Annotated in this window: 20 protein-coding genes; 17 read left to right on the top strand and 3 right to left on the bottom strand. The window is 69.9% G+C overall.

Translation table 11 applies throughout. The annotated features are described in order from the left end of the window. Positions 1–86 precede the first annotated feature (86 nt). The 4 genes from ACPL7H_RS12785 to ACPL7H_RS12770 all read left to right on the top strand — a co-directional run bounded on the left by ACPL7H_RS12785 (position 87) and on the right by ACPL7H_RS12770 (position 3,746). Complete coding sequence (locus ACPL7H_RS12785; RefSeq protein WP_424788387.1) at positions 87–494, top strand: hypothetical protein; 408 nt, start codon at positions 87–89, stop codon at positions 492–494. Positions 495–557: 63 nt separating this feature from the next. Continuing rightward, positions 558–1,229: a signal peptidase I gene (locus tag ACPL7H_RS12780; protein ID WP_424788386.1), complete on the top strand. Its 672-nt coding sequence runs from the start codon at positions 558–560 to the stop codon at positions 1,227–1,229. 38 nt (positions 1,230–1,267) lie between these two features. Then, positions 1,268–2,818 (top strand): hypothetical protein, encoded by a 1,551-nt coding sequence (locus ACPL7H_RS12775; RefSeq protein WP_424797269.1) that lies wholly within the window; start codon positions 1,268–1,270, stop codon positions 2,816–2,818. Between the two features lies 1 nt (position 2,819). Then, positions 2,820–3,746, top strand: a complete 927-nt coding sequence (locus ACPL7H_RS12770; protein ID WP_424797268.1) for a response regulator transcription factor — start codon at positions 2,820–2,822, stop codon at positions 3,744–3,746. Here the strand turns inward: ACPL7H_RS12770 and ACPL7H_RS12765 are convergent. After that, positions 3,725–4,921: a diguanylate cyclase domain-containing protein gene (locus tag ACPL7H_RS12765; protein ID WP_424797267.1), complete on the bottom strand. Its 1,197-nt coding sequence runs from the start codon at positions 4,919–4,921 to the stop codon at positions 3,725–3,727. The genes ACPL7H_RS12770 and ACPL7H_RS12765 overlap by 22 nt on opposite strands. After that, positions 4,921–6,615, bottom strand: coding sequence for a sensor histidine kinase (locus ACPL7H_RS12760; RefSeq protein WP_424797266.1), 1,695 nt, complete (start codon positions 6,613–6,615; stop codon positions 4,921–4,923). Before ACPL7H_RS12760 ends, ACPL7H_RS12765 begins: the two co-directional genes overlap by 1 nt. A gap of 90 nt (positions 6,616–6,705) precedes the next feature. Here ACPL7H_RS12760 and ACPL7H_RS12755 point away from each other — a divergent pair, with 90 nt between their 5' ends. Next, positions 6,706–7,653, top strand: coding sequence for a tyrosine recombinase XerC (locus ACPL7H_RS12755; RefSeq protein WP_424797265.1), 948 nt, complete (start codon positions 6,706–6,708; stop codon positions 7,651–7,653). A gap of 3 nt (positions 7,654–7,656) precedes the next feature. Here ACPL7H_RS12755 and ACPL7H_RS12750 read toward each other — a convergent pair whose 3' ends face one another. Further along, positions 7,657–8,256 carry a M23 family metallopeptidase gene (locus ACPL7H_RS12750; RefSeq protein ID WP_424797264.1) on the bottom strand — a complete coding sequence of 200 codons (600 nt, stop codon included), beginning with the start codon at positions 8,254–8,256 and terminating at the stop codon, positions 7,657–7,659. A 446-nt stretch (positions 8,257–8,702) separates the two neighbouring features. Here ACPL7H_RS12750 and rpsB point away from each other — a divergent pair, with 446 nt between their 5' ends. From rpsB to ACPL7H_RS12690, 12 genes are all read left to right on the top strand, one after another. Next, positions 8,703–9,734 (top strand): 30S ribosomal protein S2, encoded by a 1,032-nt coding sequence (rpsB, locus tag ACPL7H_RS12745; protein WP_424797263.1) that lies wholly within the window; start codon positions 8,703–8,705, stop codon positions 9,732–9,734. Between the two features lie 34 nt (positions 9,735–9,768). After that, complete coding sequence (gene tsf, locus ACPL7H_RS12740) at positions 9,769–10,608, top strand: translation elongation factor Ts (RefSeq protein ID WP_424797262.1); 840 nt, start codon at positions 9,769–9,771, stop codon at positions 10,606–10,608. A 140-nt stretch (positions 10,609–10,748) separates the two neighbouring features. Further along, a complete protein-coding gene (pyrH, locus tag ACPL7H_RS12735) occupies positions 10,749–11,474 on the top strand; it encodes a UMP kinase (protein ID WP_424788377.1) in 726 nt (241 codons plus the stop codon). Between the two features lie 34 nt (positions 11,475–11,508). After that, complete coding sequence (frr, locus tag ACPL7H_RS12730) at positions 11,509–12,066, top strand: ribosome recycling factor (RefSeq protein ID WP_424797261.1); 558 nt, start codon at positions 11,509–11,511, stop codon at positions 12,064–12,066. A gap of 10 nt (positions 12,067–12,076) precedes the next feature. Continuing rightward, positions 12,077–13,180, top strand: coding sequence for a phosphatidate cytidylyltransferase (locus ACPL7H_RS12725; RefSeq protein ID WP_424797260.1), 1,104 nt, complete (start codon positions 12,077–12,079; stop codon positions 13,178–13,180). Between the two features lie 134 nt (positions 13,181–13,314). Beyond that, the gene (locus ACPL7H_RS12720; RefSeq protein ID WP_424788374.1) at positions 13,315–13,860 is read left to right on the top strand and encodes a DivIVA domain-containing protein; all 546 of its coding nucleotides are present in this window, start codon (positions 13,315–13,317) and stop codon (positions 13,858–13,860) included. Further along, entirely contained in the window at positions 13,857–15,029 is a 1,173-nt protein-coding gene (gene dxr, locus ACPL7H_RS12715; protein WP_424797259.1) for a 1-deoxy-D-xylulose-5-phosphate reductoisomerase, read from the top strand. Before ACPL7H_RS12720 ends, dxr begins: the two co-directional genes overlap by 4 nt. Positions 15,030–15,047: 18 nt before the next feature. Then, positions 15,048–15,851 carry an SDR family oxidoreductase gene (locus tag ACPL7H_RS12710; RefSeq protein WP_424797258.1) on the top strand — a complete coding sequence of 268 codons (804 nt, stop codon included), beginning with the start codon at positions 15,048–15,050 and terminating at the stop codon, positions 15,849–15,851. A 368-nt stretch (positions 15,852–16,219) separates the two neighbouring features. After that, on the top strand, positions 16,220–16,606 hold the full coding sequence (locus ACPL7H_RS12705) for a hypothetical protein (RefSeq protein ID WP_424797257.1): 387 nt from the start codon (positions 16,220–16,222) through the stop codon (positions 16,604–16,606). A gap of 66 nt (positions 16,607–16,672) precedes the next feature. Beyond that, positions 16,673–17,998, top strand: coding sequence for a M50 family metallopeptidase (locus tag ACPL7H_RS12700; protein WP_424797256.1), 1,326 nt, complete (start codon positions 16,673–16,675; stop codon positions 17,996–17,998). A 28-nt stretch (positions 17,999–18,026) separates the two neighbouring features. Continuing rightward, on the top strand, positions 18,027–19,190 hold the full coding sequence (gene ispG / locus ACPL7H_RS12695; RefSeq protein ID WP_424797255.1) for a flavodoxin-dependent (E)-4-hydroxy-3-methylbut-2-enyl-diphosphate synthase: 1,164 nt from the start codon (positions 18,027–18,029) through the stop codon (positions 19,188–19,190). A 5-nt stretch (positions 19,191–19,195) separates the two neighbouring features. Continuing rightward, on the top strand, positions 19,196–20,104 hold the full coding sequence (locus ACPL7H_RS12690; protein ID WP_424797254.1) for a GNAT family N-acetyltransferase: 909 nt from the start codon (positions 19,196–19,198) through the stop codon (positions 20,102–20,104). Positions 20,105–20,128 lie beyond the last annotated feature (24 nt).

The following is a 20,128-nucleotide window of genomic DNA, read 5'->3' as shown; positions in this document are numbered from 1 at the left end:
GATGTCGCCACCGGAAGCCTCATCGGCCCGGTGGTGACACCCAGACATCAGTCGGCCGTTACGGCCCGCACACCGAAGGAACTGTCGTGAACAAGCCCCGCAAGAAGAATGCACTCGCCCTGCTCGCCGGTGTTGCCGTGGCTGCGGCCGTGGCCGCCTCCGCTGCCACCTTGGGAGGTGTGAACGCCCAGGAACTGGGTGCCGATTCCAGCGAAGTGGTCGCTCCGATCACCGAGGGCGTCAGTGTCACCTGGGAGACCTCATACGACGCCGGCCAGGGCCACTACGTCGTCGACGGTTTCACGCTGACCCCGACCGGTGCCGAGACCATCCCCGCTGACGCCGAGGTGCAGGTCACGGTGTCCGGCGCCAACGGCGAGGAGTTGGCCGAGTACACCGGCACCGGCGGTGGCTACATGGAGGTGGACGACAGCGACACCATCGTGGCCGCCCACGACGTGTACGGCGCTGCCGTGGTCATCACCAACAACTAGTAGCCCCTGCTACGACCGGATCTCCGGTCCGCCCGCCCAGCACCAGCACATCCAGGAGCACCCATGACGACGAGTCCCCGCCTCGAGCCGGACACCGCCGTCATGGGTGCTCTGCACGTGGCGGACCAGGCGGCAACGCTCGCGGCTCGGCAGCCTGCGCTCGCCGCCGTGGGGCCCGGGCCCGGAGGGACAGAGGAGCCACCAACTCGCGATCCCCGCTCGCGAGCACGCCACCGCGCCTCGGGGGCGGCCCGCCTGCGCACGGTTGTGAGCTGGGTGCTGTTGGCCCTGGCGGTCGTGGCCCTGTGGCCCGCCCAGTTCGGCGGCCTCACCGGGCTGACGATCGTGCACGGCGCGTCGATGGAGCCCACCTACGCCACCGGAGACGTCGTGGTGACCCTTCGGACCGGTTCCTACCAGGTGGGTGATGTCATCTCCTACACCGTGCCCGCCGGGCAGGCCGGTGCCGGTGGCCACGTGATCCACCGCGTCGGCTCGGTCGAGCCGGACGGCACCTACACCACGATCGGTGACAACAGCGAGAACCCGGACGAGTGGGTGATCGCCGACGCGGACGTGCGCGGCAAGGCTGTTGCGGTGCTGCCCCGGGCCGGGATCGTGTTCAGCCCCCAGGTGCTGCCGTACGTGGTCGCCCTTGCCGTGGGTGGGATCGTCACCCTGTTGCTGTGGCGCACTGACGACGACGAGACGGACTCCGGCGGTGAGTCCCCATGACGCCGGCCAGGGTCCCTCGGACTCCGGCCAGGCGGCGAGTGGCGGGATTGCTGGCGTTGCTGGCGGTGTTGATCCTCAGTGGCAGCGTGATCGGCTCGGCGGCGGGCCTTGGTGGAGCCCACCCCCAGCAGATGGGGGCCGGCGCCGTGCAGACCAGGGAACTGGCCGGGCTGGAGATCCAGTACGCCCCGCACTGGGGCGAGGGCGACTGGCGCCTCGGTCCGGTCACCCTCACCGGGGGAGCGGACCGGGGCTTTCCCGCCGGCGACGAGATCAGCATGAGCGTGCACGCCCCGGGGCGTACCTGTGAGGCCAGCACGGTGACCGAGGGCGCGGTGCAGTCGGTGACGCTGACCGAGGACATGAGCGCTCCCGGCTGCGCCATCACCCGGATGGCGCCTCGCGACGTGACCACCGTGGCGATCTCAGTGACCGGAACCGACGGCATCACCCGGACCAGCACCATCGGGAACCTGAGCGGGTCCCTTGCTGCCTTCTCCGGTGCTCTGCTGGACACCGGGCGGGTCATGCACGGCCGGGCCGACACCGAGATCGTCGGTCAGCAGAACCAGATCACCCAGGTCCACCTGAGGCTACCCGGAACCCCGGTGAGCGAGGTCGCCGGCGCATCGATCGCCGTCGTCCTGCCCGGCACCGGGCAGACCCGCGGCACCGTGTCCACTGCCGCCGATGCCCCCGTGCGCGTGCAGAGCGACCCCGGCGGGGGCTCGCTCATCACCCTCGTCACCGACCAGGCCTGGGCCATCGAGGGGGAGGTGGAGGTGCAAGCGCTGCTCGCCACCACCCAGCACCTCAGCGGACCGGACGCTCCTGGTGCGCTCAGCACCACCTCATGGACGGTCACGGCCGAACCGGTGGCGCCGCCGCCGGCGAAGGTGGACCACGCCCTCGAACCGGTCAGCCTGACCCCGGGGCTCGAGTACCACCACACCTGGACCGGTGGCTACAGCAATGTGCTGAACTACTGCCACGACTTCACCGTGACGAACGTCTCCGAGGTCACGGTGCCCGATTGGACCGTGCAGTTCGACTCCTCCCTGGCGCCGCTGTGGGGTGCGAACCCCCAGGTACCGGGAACCATCACCTACAACAACATCGAAACCCGGGCCTACGACGAGCACACCGGCCTGTGGACCCTCGGAGCGATCCATGACTGGCACCGGGTCCTGCAACCCGGGGCTACGCAGCGCTTCGGTTACTGTGCGGAGCGGGTCCCGACCCCGGAGCCGGACCCCTCGCTGTTCGAGGTCTCCCCGGTCCGCGTGGGCGGTGGTGACTGGCACGTCACGTTCACCATCGAGGTCACCTCGACCAGTGAGTTCTATGTGCCCTGGAGCGTGGAGGTCGACTTCGCCGATCTCGTCTGCCCCGCCAGCCTGGCGGACAAACCGTTGACTCTCTACGAGAACGTATCGGCCACCCCGGTGGAGGGCAGCACCACCCGGTATCTCATCGAGGGCGTCCCGGGGGATACCCAACTGGTCTCTCGATATGCGTCCCGGGTGTTCACCTTCGCCCACTACGGCCCGGCCCCCGGCTGGCAACTTCCCTGCCCGGAAGGTGAATGACGTGTCTTCTCCGCCACCCCGCCACGGCCCCGGGGAAGCGTTCAGCCGGAACTTCTGCGATATCGTCACAGGAGTCATCGACTGCCCGCCACGTCAGGGCAGTCAGGTTCCGGGGAGCGATGTGGTGCAGGACAGGCGTATTGCCGTCGTCATCGAAGACGATGCCGATATCCGTGAACTGGTGGCGACCGTGCTGGAGCAGGCCGGCTTCGATACCTACTCGGCCGGCACCGGCACCGAGGGTGTGGACCTGGTGCGCCGTCACGAGCCGTTGGTGACCACCCTGGACGTGAGCATGCCCGGGATCGACGGGTTCGAGGCCGCCAAGCGGATCCGCGCGGTGAGTGACACCTACATCGTGATGCTCACCGCCCGCACCGAGGAGATCGACACCGTAGCCGGCCTGCAGTCCGGGGCCGACGACTACCTCACCAAGCCGTTCCGCCCGCGGGAACTACGCGCCCGGATCGAGGCGATGTTGCGCCGGCCCCGCGAGATCCACTCGGGCGCAGCACCTACCGGGACCACCCCGGAACACTCCGGTGGCCTCGGAGCCAGTCCGCCGACGCCTGCCGTGGGGGGCGGGGCGAACGCCGGATCGGCGTGGCTGGACCACCACGGCCTGGCACTGCATCCGCAGATGCGCCTCGTGAACCTGCACGGGGCGGAACTGGACCTGACCCGGAGCGAGTTCGACATCCTGCACGCCCTGCTGGAGGGGGGCCGGCGGGTGATCAGCAAGGCGGATCTGGCGCTGATGCTGCGGGGTGAGACCTACCTGGGCAGCACCGCCTACATCACCGAGCAGGATGAGCGCGCCATCGAGGTGCACGTGGCCAACCTGCGCCGCAAACTTGGGGAGCGACCGGCCCAGCCCCGATGGATCGAAACCGTGCGCGGGGTCGGTTACCGGCTCACCGCTGCCTGAGCATCGACCTCATCCGCCCCGACCAGGACGATAGCGGTCTCGGCGCCTGCTGCGGAGCGGACCGCGCCGGTCTGGGCCCGGTCCAGGAGGTCCCGGGCGCTCAGGCCCGGGACGCTGACGCACACCCCCACCCCGACGATGACGGTCGCAGCCGTCGCAGCAGCATTGAACTCATCGAGCACCCGCTGGGAGATCTGCCCCGCGAGGCGCTTGGCCTGGTTTGCGCCCAGCACCGGGGCGCTGATCACCACGGTGGCCGGGTCGACTTGACCGAGCAGGGCAGACAACGGCACTGCGGTCTGGATGCCCTCACGCCAGCGCGTGGCGACCTCCTCGACGGCGCGGTTGCCGAACGCGGAACGAATCTGCTCCAGACCACTGGTCTGGAGGACGATCACGGCGAGCCGCTCCCGGCGCTGCTCGGCCCGGTGCAACTGACCCTGCAGCACACCTTCGAAGGAGCCCGGGCCCAGGAACCCGTCCCGCACCTGGGTCAGGGTGATGTCGGCACCTCGTGCGGGTCGGGCTCGATCCTGGGCGCGTAGCACCGAGAGAGAGACCACCACCGAGATGGTCAGCGCGATCGTGATCACGGAGGTCGGGGCGGTATCGAACCATTGCAGGAAGAGTTCCGACTCCGGCCCACGGGTGAGGAAGACCCAGGTGCGGGCGATGTAGTACAGACACTGAACGCCCAGCGCGGCGGTGATGCCCCAGGCTGTGGCCGTGGTGCCGAGCGCGCCCCGGCGGGCCTCGATCGACCCCAGTCCGGAGAGCACGAGCAGTGTCAGGAACATCACCTCGGCGCCCGCCCAGGAGCCTCCGGCGGGGCCCTGGACCAGCGTGCTGAGCAGCGTCGTCACCGCGAGTAGCCCCACCAGGGCGACGCCCGGGGCCATTGGGCGGCCGTTGTAGACCCGACCGCCCACCCACATGCACCCGGTGGTGACGACGAAGGCGGCGTTACCCACCGCGGCGGCCACCCACGCGCCGGCGAGGAACTCCCAGGCGAAGTAGGTCATCACGGCCAGGATCCCCGCCATGAACGACAGCGCCCACACTCGTGCCGCCCGGTTCCTGGCGTGCAACGCCGTGTCGGTCAGGAACGCGATGCCGGAGACCACCACCACCAAGGCCGTCACCAGGCTCATCGTGGCTGGATCCAACCAACTCATCATCGCTCCTCGTGCGTTGGGCTCGGGTGTGCGGAGCCGGTCGCCGCCGCAGATGGTGCTCCGGTAGCCGGCCCTGGTACTGCGGCGGGGAGCCGCACAACGAACGTGGCGCCCTCGTCGGGGGTGCTCTGCACGGTGATGTCGCCGCCATGGGCACGCGCGATATCCCTGCTGATCGGCAACCCCAGACCGCTACCGTGGGTGGAGGTGTTGCGCACCCGGTCGGAGCGGAAGAACCGGTCGAACAGCAGCGGGAGTTCCTGTTCGGAGACTCCGGGACCGTCATCGCGCACCACGATCCACGCATGCGTACCATCGCTGGTGACACCCACGGCGATCCGGCCACCGTCGCGGCCGTACTTGATGGCGTTGGAGATCAGGTTGTCCGCGACCTGCCGGATCCGGCCGACGTCGATGCGCGCCCAGGTCGGTTCCACCCCGGTGGCATCGATCCGCATCTGTCGGCTCCGGGCTTGGTCCGAAGCCGCTTCGATGGCGGCGCCGACCACCTCGGACAGGCTCTCCGGGACCGGGTTCACCGTCAACGCGATGCCTTCCCGGGAGTGGGCGGAGGTGGTGAGGATGTCGCCGATCAGGGTGAGCAGCCGTCCAGCATTGCGTTCGGCGATCTGCAGGCCACGGCGGGTGCCGGCCGGCAGGCCGTCCGTCTCGGCCGCCAGTTCCAGGAACCCCAGGATGGAAGTCAGCGGGGTGCGCAACTCGTGGGAGACCGAGGCCACGAGGTCGGCACGGGCGCGCACCGCCAATTCCTCAGCGGTGGCGTCACGGCTGACCATCACGATGCCCACGTCCTGTCCCCGCCAGTCCTGCAGTCGGCGCGTGGTCGTCTCCAGTGCTCGGCGGTCCCGGCCCGGCGCTCCGTACCAGTGCAGTTCCCGCTCCACCGTTTCCCCGCGACCGGCTCGCGCGCTCGGCTGGTCGTGCGGATCCATGGGTGTGTACCCGTCAGCCCGGTAGAGCTTCTCCCCAGCGTGCTCGCGCAGTGCCTGCAGCCCGTGATGGGCTTCGTTGGCGACCACCACCCTGCCGTCGGCACCGTAGACGACCACCTCGAAGTCCACCGCATCCAAGACGTCGGTCACCAGGTCTTCCTGTCGTCGCGCACGTTCCACCGCGTGTTGCAGTGACTGTGCCTGGCCCTGGAGCAGATCTTGCTGTGCGCGAACCCGTCGGCTCACCAACTGGGTGATGACGGCCAGCGTCGCGATGACCACCGGTCCCAGCGCAGCCGAGGTGGGCGTCGCACCGGTGTCCCGGAGGGCCACCAGGCCCCAGTAGGCCACGGCGATCGACACGAGCATTCCGAGGGTGGCCGCCAGTCCGAAGGACCACGCGGTCCAGATCGCCGGGAAGATCCACAGCAAGCCCAGGTCCGCCGCCGGGCTCGATTCGCGCAGCATCCCGATCGCGGCCGCGTTGAGAACCGGTAGCAGTATCCGCAACAACTTCGGGTACCGCGGCCAGTTGACCAGCAGCGCAGCCGCGCAGGTAACGAAGGTCACCGCCAGGGAGATCACCAACAACGTGGGGTAGCGCACCATCCCCGAGAGCACCACCAAGGTGGCGGCCAGGAGCATCAGCGCCGCCAGCAGCATCTGCACCAGGATGAGCGTGCGGGTCGACTCACGCGGACCACCTGGGGCGCGCTGACCCCCGTTGCTCCCGGTTCTCATCCCCCGACGTTAGCGTGGATCGGCTCGCGTCCTTTGCGGCTGGCGGTGTCGGGTGCACGGTGGTGCCCGGGCCCGTGGCACAGTGTGTGGATGGGCACCCAGGAGCGGACGAGGGAGGCAGAACGGCCCGGGGATGTACCGATGCTGTCGGCGTTCGCCGCCCACCTGCGGGCTCAGCGTGGGCTGTCGGAGCACACCGTGCGGGGCTACCGCGGGGACGTCGTCTCACTGCTGGCCACACTGGCCCCGACCGGTTCCGACCCCGAGGCGACCGACCTGGCCGGTCTGGACCTGCTCGCGCTGCGCAGTTGGCTGGCTGCGCTGTCGGCGCGCGGTCACGCCCGGGCCAGCATCGCCAGGCGGGCGGCGGCATCGCGCACCTTCACCGCCTGGGCCGTGCGTAACGGCTGGCTCGCCGTCGACCCCGGGCCGCGGTTGCTGGCACCCCGGGCCGATCAGGTGGTCCCGCACATCCTCACCGAGGAGGAGGCCGTCACCCTCCTGCGCACCGCCGGGGAACTGGCACAGGACGGTGAGCCGGTGGCGGTGCGCGACTGGGCGGCGCTGGAATTGCTGTACGCCTCCGGTCTACGGATCAGCGAGCTGGTGGGTCTGGACATCACGCACGTGGACTTCGGTGACCGCCTGGTGCGGGTGCTGGGCAAGGGCGCCAAGGAACGCATGGTGCCCTTCGGGGTGCCGGCATCGCGGGCGCTGACCCGATGGCTGCACGTGCGCGCAGAACTGGCGACGTCGGTGGCGGGTGACGCGCTGTTCGTGGGTGTGCGTGGCGGACGGGTCGATGCGCGACAGATCCGTACCGTGGTGCACCGGCTCACCGCGCTGGCCGGGGTGCGTGACCTGGCCCCGCACGGGTTGCGCCACTCGGCGGCGACCCATCTGCTCGACCACGGATCGGATCTGCGCTCGGTCCAGGAGGTGCTGGGGCACTCCTCGTTGCAGACCACCCAGCGCTACACCCATATCTCGGCCGAGAGATTGCGTAGCGCGTTCCATCAGGCCCACCCGCGGGCCTGAGGGTCACCCCGGCAGCGGGTACAGCCTGATGGTGACCGGTGCGGAGCCCACCAGGAGAAGCGGATCCAGGTAGGTGTCCGGGCCCGTGCGTGCGCCCCAGTGCAGGCAGGACTCAACGCAATGCGCTCCGGCCTCGCCCACTCCCACATGACCGATCACCTGCCCGGCGTGCACCTGCTGGCCGGCTCGCACCAGTGGATCCAGCGGCTCATAGGTGGTGCGGATGCCGTCTGGGTGGTCGATGGAGACCACGGTGCGGTCCGCCACCGGCCCGGCGAAAGCCACCACTCCGGCTGCGGCGGCGTGCACCGGTGCGCCGACCCCGGCACTCAGGTCCAGTCCGCGATGCCCCGGCGACCACACCTGAGCGGGTGGCTCGAAGTGGCGCAGGACCCGTGGTGGTGGCGGTACCGGCCAGCGGTACTCCAGCACTGGGTGCGCCTCGGAGGCCGGGCCGGCCCGCGTCGTCTGCGATTCGCCGCCGGCGGCCGGCCCGGGGACTGCTTCCGGTGCTGCCGGGGTGAGGCCGGACCAGGGCGTGGTGAGCGCCAGTGCCACCAGGGCCACGGCCCCGGCGCCCGCGGCGATCGTACGTACACCCATCCGGACCTCCTACCGCACCCAGCATCGCCGCAGGCCCTGCCACCCACCCCCGACCCCGCTTCGACTGTGGAGCACCGGTCCGCGGCGGCCGGCCTGTGGATGATGCTTGGCGCAGCGTGAGCAGCGTGAGCAGAGTGAGCAGCGTCTCAGTGCCCGCTGTCTCCGGGCGGGCCCCTGGGCCTGGTGTGGTGGCGCCGATCGGGTAACATGGGCCCCGCAGTCGGTGGGTCTGCAGGCTTGTCCTGCGACGAACCGGCTGACATCGCGCGCTCACGCTCCCGCTGTGCGGGGGTCTCGTGGCGAGGTCCGGGACGAAGGTCGCGGTGCCGCGAGGCCGTGAGCACCAGGAGTAGCCACCAGTACCGGTGGCCACGAACAACCGAACTGTGCGTCCTCGCGGCGCACCCGATCCGCGGCCTGTGCGCCGCGGGAGGAGGAACACAGCCATGGCTGTTGTCACCATGCGCCAGCTCCTTGAGAGCGGCGTCCACTTCGGGCACCAGACCCGCCGGTGGAACCCGAAGATGAAGCGTTTCATCTTCACCGAACGCAACGGGATCTACATCATCGACCTGCAGAAGTCCCTGCAGGACATCGACCGCGCCTACTCCTTCGTCAAGGAGACCGTGGCCCACGGTGGCACGATCCTGTTCGTCGGCACCAAGAAGCAGGCCCAGGAAGCGGTCGAGGAGCAGGCCACCCGGGTTGGCATGCCCTACGTGAACCAGCGTTGGCTGGGCGGCATGCTGACCAACTTCGGCACCGTCTCCAAGCGCCTGCAGCGGCTGAAGGAGTTGGAGGAGGTCGACTTCGACGACGTCGCCTCCTCGGCCTACACCAAGAAGGAACTGCTGATGCAGCGCCGGGAGAAGGACAAGCTCACCCGGACCCTGGGCGGCATCCGCGAGATGGCCAAGGTTCCCTCGGCGGTGTGGGTGGTGGACACCAAGAAGGAGCACCTGGCCGTCGCCGAGGCCCGCAAGCTCAACATCCCCGTGGTGGCCATCCTGGACACCAACTGCGACCCGGACGAGGTCGACTACCCGATCCCGGGCAACGACGACGCGATCCGCGCCGTCTCCCTGCTGACCCGGGTGGTGGCCGACGCCGTCGCGGAGGGCCTGATCGCCCGGCACGGTGGTGACAAGGCCGAGGGTGCCGCAGCCGAGGCCGAGCCGCTGGCGGAGTGGGAACGCGAGTTGCTCGCCACCCACGAGGCCGAGCAGTCCGGAGCCACCTCGGTGGCCGGCGCCGAGCAGCCCGACCCCGAGGTCGAGGCCGCCCAGCAGGTTGCCGGTGCCACCAACGAGGCCGAGGATGTGGCCGCCGTGGCCGAAGAGGCCGGGGTCACCCCGGCCCCGGCCCCGGAGCCCGCGCAGGCCGAGACCGCCGAGGCCCCCGCGGCCGGAGCGACCGAGACCGGCCCCGCCCAGGAGCAGGCGTCCACCGAGGACGCCACCCCTGCGGACGAGGCCTGAGACTCCACTACCACCGATCTGGGAAGGATCACAGATGGCGAATTACACCGCCGCTGACATCAAGGCGCTGCGTGAGCGCACCGGCGCCGGCATGCTCGACGTCAAGAAGGCCCTGGACGAGGCCGGGGGTGACAGCGACAAGGCGCTGGAACTCATCCGTATCAAGGGTCTGAAGGGCGTCAGCAAGCGCGAGGACCGGGCCGCATCGGACGGCCTGGTGGCCAGTTCCATCGTTGCGGGGGAGGGCGGCCAGCGCGGCGTGCTGGTCGAGGTCAACTCCGAGACCGACTTCGTGGCCAAGAACGACACCTTCGCCGAACTGGCCGACAAGGTTGTCACCGCAGCCGCGGGCTCCGAGGTCACCGACGCCGAGGCACTGCTGGCCGAGGACGTCGAGGGACGCACCCTTCGCGAACTGGTCGATGAGACCGCCGCGACGCTGGGGGAGAAACTGGTCGTGCGCCGGCTCGCCCGGGTGGACGGCGAGGTGGTCACCGAGTACCTGCACCGCACCTCCAAGGACCTGCCCCCGCAGGTGGGCGTGCTGGTGGCCTCCGACGGCGCCGGTGGCGCCGTGGCCCGGGACGTGGCGATGCACATCGCCGCCTACTCCCCGACCTACCTCTCCCGGGATGACGTACCGGCGGACCTCGTTTCCGACGAGCGCCGGATCGCCGAGGAGACCGCGGTCGCCGAGGGCAAGCCGGAGCGAGCGCTGCCCAAGATCATCGAGGGCCGCCTGAACGGCTTCTTCAAGGAGAACGTGCTGCTGGACCAGCCGTTCGCCAAGGACCCCAAGCAGACCGTGGGTCAGATCGTGGCCGACGCCGGTGGCACCATCACCGGCTACGCGCGGTTCCGCGTCGGGGCCTGAGCGGTTCCACGCACCCCGACGCCGGCCCCGGCCCTACGCAGGGTCGGGGCCGGCGTCGTCCGGGGCGCGAGCCGGACCGGTCGCCCGTCTCGGGCATCATGGAACCAGTCCCACCGGATCACCAGCACAGGGAGTAGCCGATGAGCACCAGCGAACCCACCCACCGCCGAGTCCTGCTGAAACTGTCCGGGGAGGTGTTCGGAGGTGGCAGCGTCGGCCTGGACCCGGACGTCGTCGCCGGGGTGGCACAGCAGGTGGCCGTCGCGGCGAACGACGGCGTGCAGGTGGCCATCGTGGTGGGTGGTGGCAACTTCTTCCGCGGCGCGGAACTGTCCCAGCGCGGTCTGGACCGAGCCCGTGCGGACTACATGGGCATGCTCGGTACCGTGATGAACTGTCTGGCGCTGCAGGACTTCCTGGAGAAGGCCGGGGTCAGCACCCGGGTGCAGACGGCGATCACGATGGGTCAGGTGGCCGAGCCCTACATTCCGCTCCGGGCGATCCGCCACCTGGAGAAGGGCCGTGTGGTGATCTTCGGAGCCGGCGCCGGGATGCCCTACTTCTCCACCGACACCGTCGCGATCCAGCGCGCCCTGGAGACCCACTGCGTGGAGGTGCTGGTCGGCAAGAACGGCGTGGACGGGGTCTACTCCGCCGACCCACGCACCGACCCCAGCGCCGAGAAGATCCAGCGACTGACCTTCGACGAGGCGATCCAGCGGGACCTGCGCGTCGTCGACTCCACCGCGCTGGCACTGTGCCGGGACAACGATCTACCGATGCACGTTTTCGGGATGGAGGAGCCCGGCAACGTCACGCGGGCCCTGCGTGGTGAGATGATCGGGACGCTGGTCACCTCACGGTGATCACGGGTCCGCAGCGACGAACAAGGAGACACCGATGATCGACGACATCCTCCTCGAGGCCGAGGAGAAGATGACCAAAGCAGTGGAGGTCGCCCGGGAAGACCTGGGCGGTATCCGCACCGGGCGGGCCAACGTCGGGATGTTCAACAAACTCGAGGTGGATTACTACGGTGCCCCCACCCCGCTGCAGCAACTGGCGTCGATGACCATTCCGGAAGCGCGCACCGTGCTGATCTCGCCCTACGACAAGTCCTCGATGCAGGCGATCGAGAAGACCCTGCGCGAATCCGACCTGGGCGTCAACCCCTCCAACGACGGTGTGATGATCCGGGTGGTGCTGCCGACACTGACCGAGGAACGGCGGCGCGACTACGTCAAACTGGCCAAGTCCAAGGGTGAGGACGCGCGTGTTTCGGTGCGCAGCATCCGTCGCCGGGCCCGTGAGGACCTGGAGAAGCTCTCCAAGGACGGCGACGTCGGTGAGGACGAGGTGAATCGGGCACAGACCGAACTGGAATCCCTGACCCGCCGACACACCGACGAAGTGGACGCACTGTTGGCGGGTAAGGAGAAGGAACTGCTCGAGGTGTGATCTCCCGCCCATGAATGAGCAGGATCCAGACCCTGGCGGGGTGCCGCTGACCCGCCGGCAGCTGCGGGCCGCCGAGCGCGCTCGCGCGCAGGAGCAGGCGCGTGCCGAGGAGCAGGCCCGGCTCGAAGCGGCCCCCACAACGCGGGTCGCGGAGGATGAGCCGCCCGAGGAGAACCCGCCAGGGACGACGACCTCACCCGCCGACCCGACGCCGGCGTCGGCGGAATCGCCGGCTGCGCCGGCACCCGCTGCTGCACTGCCGGCCCTCGACCCGCAACAGGCGCTGCGGGCGGCCGAGCCGCCCGCTTCGCGCGCCGGCCGGGACCTGCGCTGGGCAATCGGTGTGGGTCTGGTGCTGGGCGCGGTGCTGGTGGCGTCGCTGTTCATCCGCACCGAGGGATTCGTGGTGCTGGTGGCCCTCGCCTGTGGGGTAGCCCTGTGGGAACTGGCCCGCGCGGTGCGAACCCGGGACATCAGGATCCCGCTGCTTCCGCTGCTGGTGGGGGCCGCCGGGATCCTCATCTCCGCCTACACCTCGGGGATCGAGGCGATGTGGGTGGCATTCATTCTCACCGCAGGGGGAACGTTCGTCTGGCGGGTGCTCGATGGCAGCGGGCCGCCCGCGCTACGAGATGCCACCGCAGCGATCTTCGCCGCCGCCTACATCCCGTTCCTGGCCGGGTTCGTGATCCTGATGCTCACCGGGTCCGGACCGATCCTGGTGCTGACCTTCATCGCCTTGGTCGTGGCCAATGACGTCGGTGGGTACGCCGCAGGGGCCCTTTACGGCAAACATCCGATGGCCCCCACGGTGAGCCCGAAGAAGTCCTGGGAGGGCTTCGGCGGGTCGATCCTGCTGACCGTGATCACCGGCGTCGCCCTGACCGTGCTGGCTCTGGGCGGGGCCTGGTGGGTCGGTGTGGTCTTCGGGCTGCTCACGGTGGTGGCAGCCACGGTGGGGGACCTGTCCGAATCACTGCTCAAGCGTGATCTGGGGGTCAAGGACATGGGCACGGTGCTGCCCGGGCACGGCGGAGTGCTCGATCGGGTGGACTCGATCCTGGTGGCCGCGCCTGTGGTGTACGTCGCCCAGTTCCTGCTCCTGGGCACGTGATCTCGGCCGGTCGGGCGAGTGCGCGCCCCGCCGACGCCCGGGTTGTGGCACGGTACTGGCAGTAATCGCACATCGGTGCCGGTACGTAATACTTCTCGGCAGAACCGGATTCGCAGGACAGGAAGGAGCGCGGCATGGAGGACCTGTTCCCCACGGTCGGTCGCTGGGCCAGTGGCTACGACCGGGAGGAGGTCGAAGAGTTCTTCGAGCGCGCCAAGTCGGCCTACGAGAGCGGTGACACCGGGATGAGTAGCGCCGATGTGCGTTCGGCCGCCTTCGACCTGGTCCGGCACGGCTACGACCCGGCAGCGGTCGACGCCGCCCTGGACCGACTCGAGGCCGCATTCATCCAACGTGACCGCAGCGAGTTCGTCACCAGTGCCAGCCAGGACGCCTGGATGGAGCAGGTGGCCGAGCGCGCCACCTCCCTGTATCCGCGCCTGGTACGTCCGCCCGGGGAGCGGTTCGCCCCACCCGAGCGCGGCCGCGGATACGACAGCGAGGCCGTCGACGCCGCCCTGGACCGGTTGGTGGCCTACTTCGATGAAGGTGCCCACCTGAGCGCCTCCGAGCTGCGGTCGGTCACCTTTCCCTCCGCCCCGCGGTCGCGCGCCTACGCCGAGGGTCCCGTCGATGCCTACCTGGATCGAGCGATCGACATCCTCCTGGCGGTGGAGTGACCCGCACGCTGACCATCCTGGGCAGCACCGGTTCGATCGGCACCCAGGCCCTGGAGGTCGTCGCCGCGCACCCGGATTCCTTCGCTGTCGTGGCGCTGGCAGCCGGCGGGTCGGACCCGGACCTGCTGGCCGAACAGGTTCTGCAGCACGCCCCCGCCCAGGTCGCCCTGGCCACCGGCAGCGCCGCGGACTTCGCGACCGCGCTGGCCGCCCGGGCCAGCAGTCTGGGCCGGTCCGTGCCCGATGTGGACGTGCGGACCGGAGCGGAGGCGGCCGCGGAGGTGGCCGGCAACGGTGCCGACGTCGTGCTCAACGGCATCACCGGTTCGGTGGGCCTGGGCCCCACCCTGGCGGCACTCGCCGCCGGTTCCACCCTGGCGCTGGCGAACAAGGAGTCCCTGATCGCCGGTGGGGCACTGGTGCGCGCCGCCCAGCAGCGCCCGGATCAGATCGTGCCGGTGGACTCCGAGCACTCGGCCATCGCTCAGGCCCTGCGTGGTGGCCGGCGCGAGGAGGTCCGACGTCTGGTGCTCACCGCATCCGGCGGCCCGTTCCGTGGGCGCACCCGGGCGGAGCTGGCGGATGTCACCCCCGCCCAGGCGCTGGCCCATCCCAACTTCGATATGGGCCTGGTGGTCACCACCAACTCGGCCACGATGGTGAACAAGGGCCTGGAGGTGATCGAGGCGCACCTGCTCTTCGATGTGCCCCTGGCCGCCATCGAGGTCGTCGTGCACCCACAGCAGCAGATCCACTCCATGGTGGAGTTCCGGGACGGCTCCACCATCGCCCAGATCGGCCCGCCCCGGATGCTCGTTCCCATCGCCCTGGGCCTGTCCTGGCCGGACCGGCTGGACGGCGTCGATGTACCCACCGACTGGTCCATCACCCAGTCCTGGCAGTTCCACCCGCTGGACGATGAAGCCTTTCCCGCGGTGGCACTGGCCCGCTCGGCCGCCGAGGCCGGGGGCACCCATCCGGCGGTCTACAACGCCGCGAACGAGGAGTGCGTGGCAGCGTTCCACTCCGGCAGGATCGGCTTCCCGGCCATCGTCGATACGGTAGCCAGAGTGGTCGCCGAACACCTCGGACCGGCACAGTTGGACCTGACCGCGGTAACCCGGGCCGAGTCATGGGCCCGTGGCCGCGTCCACGAACTGATCCACTGAACCCCCAGGAGCCCCCTCATGCCCGTCGCCATCGTCACCGGAGCCTCCCGCGGTATCGGCGCCCATCTGGTTCGAGCGCTGGTGAGCGCAAACTGGCAGGTAGTAGCCCTGGCCCGGGACACCGGCCGGCTGCAGGACCTGGCTGCCGACGTCGGTGCCGCCACCGGCGCGCCGACCCCGGCGGTGCTGCCGATCGGGTGCGACGTGACCGACGCCGACCAGGTGAGCGCCGCCGTCGGGCAGGCTCTGCAGACCTTCGGGCAGGTGGACCTGTTGGTCAACAACGCGGGGTTGAACCACCGGGAAGCCCCGCTCTGGGAGGTCGATGCCCAGGAGTGGTGGCAGGTGCTGACCACCAACGTCAAGGGCCCCTACCTGCTCACCCGCGAGGTGGTACCGCACATGATCGCCTCCGGCGGAGGCCGGATCGTCAACATCAACTCCGGTTCCGGGGTGCGCGACAATGCTGAGTCCAGCGGCTACAACGCCTCCAAGAGCGCGCTGTTCCGGATCACCGGGGCCACCGCCCTGGCCGGCACGGAGCACGGCATCTTCGCCTTCGACCTGGCCCCCGGCGTGGTGCGCACCGACATGACCGCCGTGATGGCCGCTCACGCCGACCGCACCGAGTGGACCAGCCCGGAGGAGGTGGCCCGGCTCTGCCTGGCCCTGGCCGGTGGGGAGTTGGACGCCTACTCGGGCCGGATGGTGCGCGCCGGTGCCGACACCGTGGCCGAACTGCGGGCCCGGGCCGGGCACCTGCCCACCGAGGCGCGCCGGTTGCGGCTGGTCCCGTGGGGTGAGGACGATCCCCTCGCCTGAGCCGGCACCCCGGACCGCCCCCGTCCAGCCGTACGGGCCCAGGCTGGCCTGGACCGACCTGCCACGCCCGGTGCAACGCCTCGTTGAGGCTGCGCTGGGGCCCCGGTGCAGCGCGCGCATACCCAGCGCGGCGGATTCTCACCCGGCGTGGCGGCCAGAGTGGTCACCTCCGCCGGTAGACGTGCCTTCGTCAAGGCCTGCGGTGCCGACACGAACACGCACTCGGTGGACCTGGTGGCCCAGGAGGCGGACGTACTGGCGGTGCTTCCGGCCGCGGCCGGGGCACCGACCCTGCTCGGCCATCACCGCGAACCGATCGAGGGAGTGGACTGGGCGCTGCTGATCACCGAGGACATCGACGGACCGAGTTGTCCGAGGGGGTGGGCCCGGCGCTGGCCGGGGACTCGATCGTGCACCTGGACGCCCGGTCGGACAACCTGCTGGTGACCCCGGAGGGGGTACGAAACGTGGACTGGCCCTGGGCCTGCCGCGGGGCGCCCTGGTTCGACGCCCTGGGCCTGGCCCTGAACGCGCGACTCCATGACCCCGTGGCCGACCTCACCGCCCATCTGCGCGCGGTGGCCGACCTGGGCGGTACGCCGGAGCAGGTGGATGCGGTGCTGGCCGTGCTGCTGGGCCTGTTCCTGCACGGGTCCGCTCAGCCCCCGCCACCCGGTCTGCCGACGCTGCGAGCCTTCCAGCACGCACAAGGGGCGGTGCTCACCGCATGGCTGCGCACCCGCTTGGCGGGCTGAGGGCGCCGGTAGCCGGCGCCGGAGGACGTACGCTAAGCCTGGTGCACGAAGGGGAAGAAGGAGCCCATGGAGTTCTGGTTCGGCGTCGGGGTGATCGTGGTGGGCATCATCGTGTCCATCGCCCTGCACGAGATCGGGCACCTGGTCCCGGCCAAACTGTTCGGCGTCCGGGTGACCGACTACTTCGTCGGGTTCGGCAAGACGCTGTGGTCCACCAAGCGCGGCGAGACCGAGTACGGCGTCAAGATGCTACCCCTGGGCGGTTTCGTGCGGATGGTGGGGATGTTCCCGCCGGCGCGGGCCGAGAGTACCCACGCGACCGACCGCACCGGCGTGCGTGGCTGGATGGACCGGGCCGCCCAGGACGCCCGCACCTTCTCCGCCCAGGAGGTGGTCCCCGGCCAGGAGCATCGCTCGTTCTACGCCCTGACCGTGCCGCGCAAACTCGGCGTGATGTTCGGCGGCCCGGTGATGAACCTGATCATCGCCACCGTGCTGTTCGCGATCATCCTGACCACCATCGGCCAACTCATGCCCACCAACCGGCTGGGCTCGGTCTCGGAGTGTGTGCTCCCGGCCGGAGAGAGCAGGGAGTGCACGGACACCGACCGGGCGGCCCCGGCACGCCAGGGCGGACTGGAGCCCGACGACGTGATCGTGTCCTGGGGCGGCACCGCGGTGAGCGGCTGGGAGGACGTCTCCGAGGCGATCGTCCAGGGCGGCACCGGTCCCGCCGAGGTGGTCGTGGAACGCGCGGGTGAGGACGTGACCTTCACCGTCACCCCGGCGCTGGCGGAGCGTCCGATGGTCGACGACGACGGCCGGCCCGTGCTGGGCCCGGACGGGCAGGTCCGCACCACCCAGGTGCCGTTCGTGGGGATCAGCCCGGCCGGAGAACTGGTGCGCCAGCCGATCACGGCGGTCCCGGAGGTGGTCTGGAACGTTTTCAGCGGCACCGTGCGGGTGGTGGTGACCCTGCCCCAACGGCTGGTCGGCATTACGCAATCACTGCTGGGCAACGCCGAACGTGACCCCGGTGTGATGGGCCTGATCGGCGTGGGCCGCTTCGCCGGGGAGATCACCTCGGTGGAGTTGAGTGACTACGGTCCGGCCGAGCGCACCGCGGACATGCTCTCCCTGATTGCCTCGCTGAACATGGCGCTGTTCGTGTTCAACATGATCCCGCTGCTACCCCTGGACGGCGGACACATCGCCGGGGCGTTGTTCGAGGGGGCCAGGCGCCGTGTGTCGGGCCTCTTCGGGCGGGCCGACCCGGGGCCGGTGGACACCGCCCGGCTGATGCCACTGACCTACGTGGTGGTGATCGTGATGATCGGGATGAGTCTGCTGCTGGCCGTGGCCGACATCATCGACCCGATCACACTGACCTGACCGGGTACCGACCACTTACACTGAGGGCGTGAGCGTACCTGTCGATCTCGGGATCCCCACCGTCAAAGCGGCGCCTCCGGTGCTGCGGCCCCGGCGCAAGACCCGCATGATCAATGTCGGTCCGCTGAAGGTGGGTTCGGAGGCGCCGATCACGGTGCAGTCGATGACGACCACCGCCACCACCGACATCAACGCCACCTTGCAGCAGATCGCCGAACTGACTGCCGCCGGATGCGACATCGTGCGGGTGGCGGTGCCCACCACCGAGGACGCTGCCGCGCTACCGATCATCGCCAAGAAGTCCCAGATCCCCGTGATCGCCGATATCCACTTCCAGCCCAAGTACGTCTACGCCGCGATCGACGCCGGTTGCGCAGCCGTACGGGTCAACCCCGGCAATATCCGAAAGTTCGATGATCAGGTCAAGGAGATCGCCCGGGCCGCCTCCGAGGCCGGAGTCTCCATCCGGATCGGGGTGAACGCCGGTTCCCTGGACAAACGCCTGCTCGCCAAGTACGGAAAGCCCACCCCGGAGGCACTGGTGGAGTCGGCGGTGTGGGAGGCCTCCCTGTTCGAGGAGCACGGCTTCACCGACTTCAAGATCTCGGTGAAGCACCACGACCCGGTAGTGATGGTGCGCGCCTACGAACTGCTCGCCGAGGCGGGCGACTGGCCGCTGCACCTGGGGGTCACCGAGGCCGGTCCGGCCTTCCAGGGCACGATCAAGTCCGCCACCGCGTTCGGGGCGCTGTTGTCCCAGGGCATCGGGGACACCATCCGGGTGTCGCTGTCCGCCCCGCCGGTGGAGGAGGTCAAGGTGGGCTTGCAGATCCTGCAGTCCCTGAACCTGGCCGAGCGCAAACTGGAGATCGTCTCCTGCCCCTCCTGCGGCCGGGCACAGGTGGACGTGTACACCCTGGCCGATCAGGTCACCGCGGGCCTGGAACACCTGACCGTGCCGCTGCGGGTCGCGGTGATGGGCTGCGTCGTCAACGGTCCCGGTGAGGCTCGCGAGGCCGACCTGGGCGTGGCCTCCGGCAACGGCAAGGGCCAGATTTTCGTCAAGGGAGAGGTCATCAAGACCGTGCCGGAGGAGTTGATCGTCGAGACGCTCCTGGCCGAGGCCAACCGGATCGCCGCCGAGATGGAGGTCGACGACGATGCCGGGGCCCCGCAGGTCAGCGTCTCCTGAGCGACATGCGTGAGTGGCCGCGGCGACGGTCCCGCCCCCGACGGGAACGGTCGGGCCATCTGCAACTGGCGGGCGAGCCGGTATCCATCGTCGAGGCCGGCGTGGTCGGCGTGGAGCGGGTGCGGGCCCGGGCGGCGGTCGACCCGGTGGCCGCGGCGTTGCTGGCCGAGTACGTGGAGGCGTTGTCGCACAACGTCTACAGCCGTGCCCAGGTACTGTGCGCGATGCGCTCGGAGGAGTTGCTCGGATTGTGCCTGGCCGCGGGCAACCTGGTGCCGCTCGACCTGCCACCGGAGGGATTGGAGGCGCTGGCCGAGCATGTGCGCCGGCGTGGCCAGCGATTCTCCTCCCTGGTGGGCCCGGCAGAACAGGTGCTGGCCCTGTGGCCGCTGCTGCGCCGTCACCTCGGCCCGCCCAGGGAGGTGCGCTCGGACCAGCCGTCGTTGATGATCGACCACGATCCCGCGATCGGGGCCGACCCGCGTGTGCGGCAGTCCACCCCGGAGGACCTGGACATCCTCATCCCGGCGTGCGTCGCGATGTTCACCGAGGAGGTCGGATACTCACCGCTGACCGCCGGTGGCGGCTATGAGCGCCGGATCAAGGCGCTGGTGAATCAGGGCCGATCCCTGGTGCGCATCGATGAGGGACCGAGGGGGCGCGAGGTGGTGTTCAAGGCGGAGCTCGGCACCGTCGGCCTGGGTGTGGCCCAGGTCCAGGGCGTCTGGGTGCACCCCCGCCATCGCGGCCGGGGGCTGGCTGCACCCGGGATGGCCGCGGTCATCCACCATGCCCGGGCCCACTTCGCCCCGATCGTGTCGCTCTATGTGAACTCCTACAACACCTCCGCCCTGGCCACCTACCACCGTGCGGGCTTTCGCCAGGTCGGCACCTTCGCCACCATCCTCCTCTAGTCCCTGGCAGCACCCCTGGGCCGG

The organism is Pseudactinotalea sp. Z1732, assembly GCF_049724975.1.
GTDB lineage: Bacteria > Actinomycetota > Actinomycetes > Actinomycetales > Beutenbergiaceae > CALKWS01.
The sequence above is the reverse complement of the archived record's forward strand: the minus strand, read 5'-3'. Positions and strand labels throughout refer to the sequence as shown.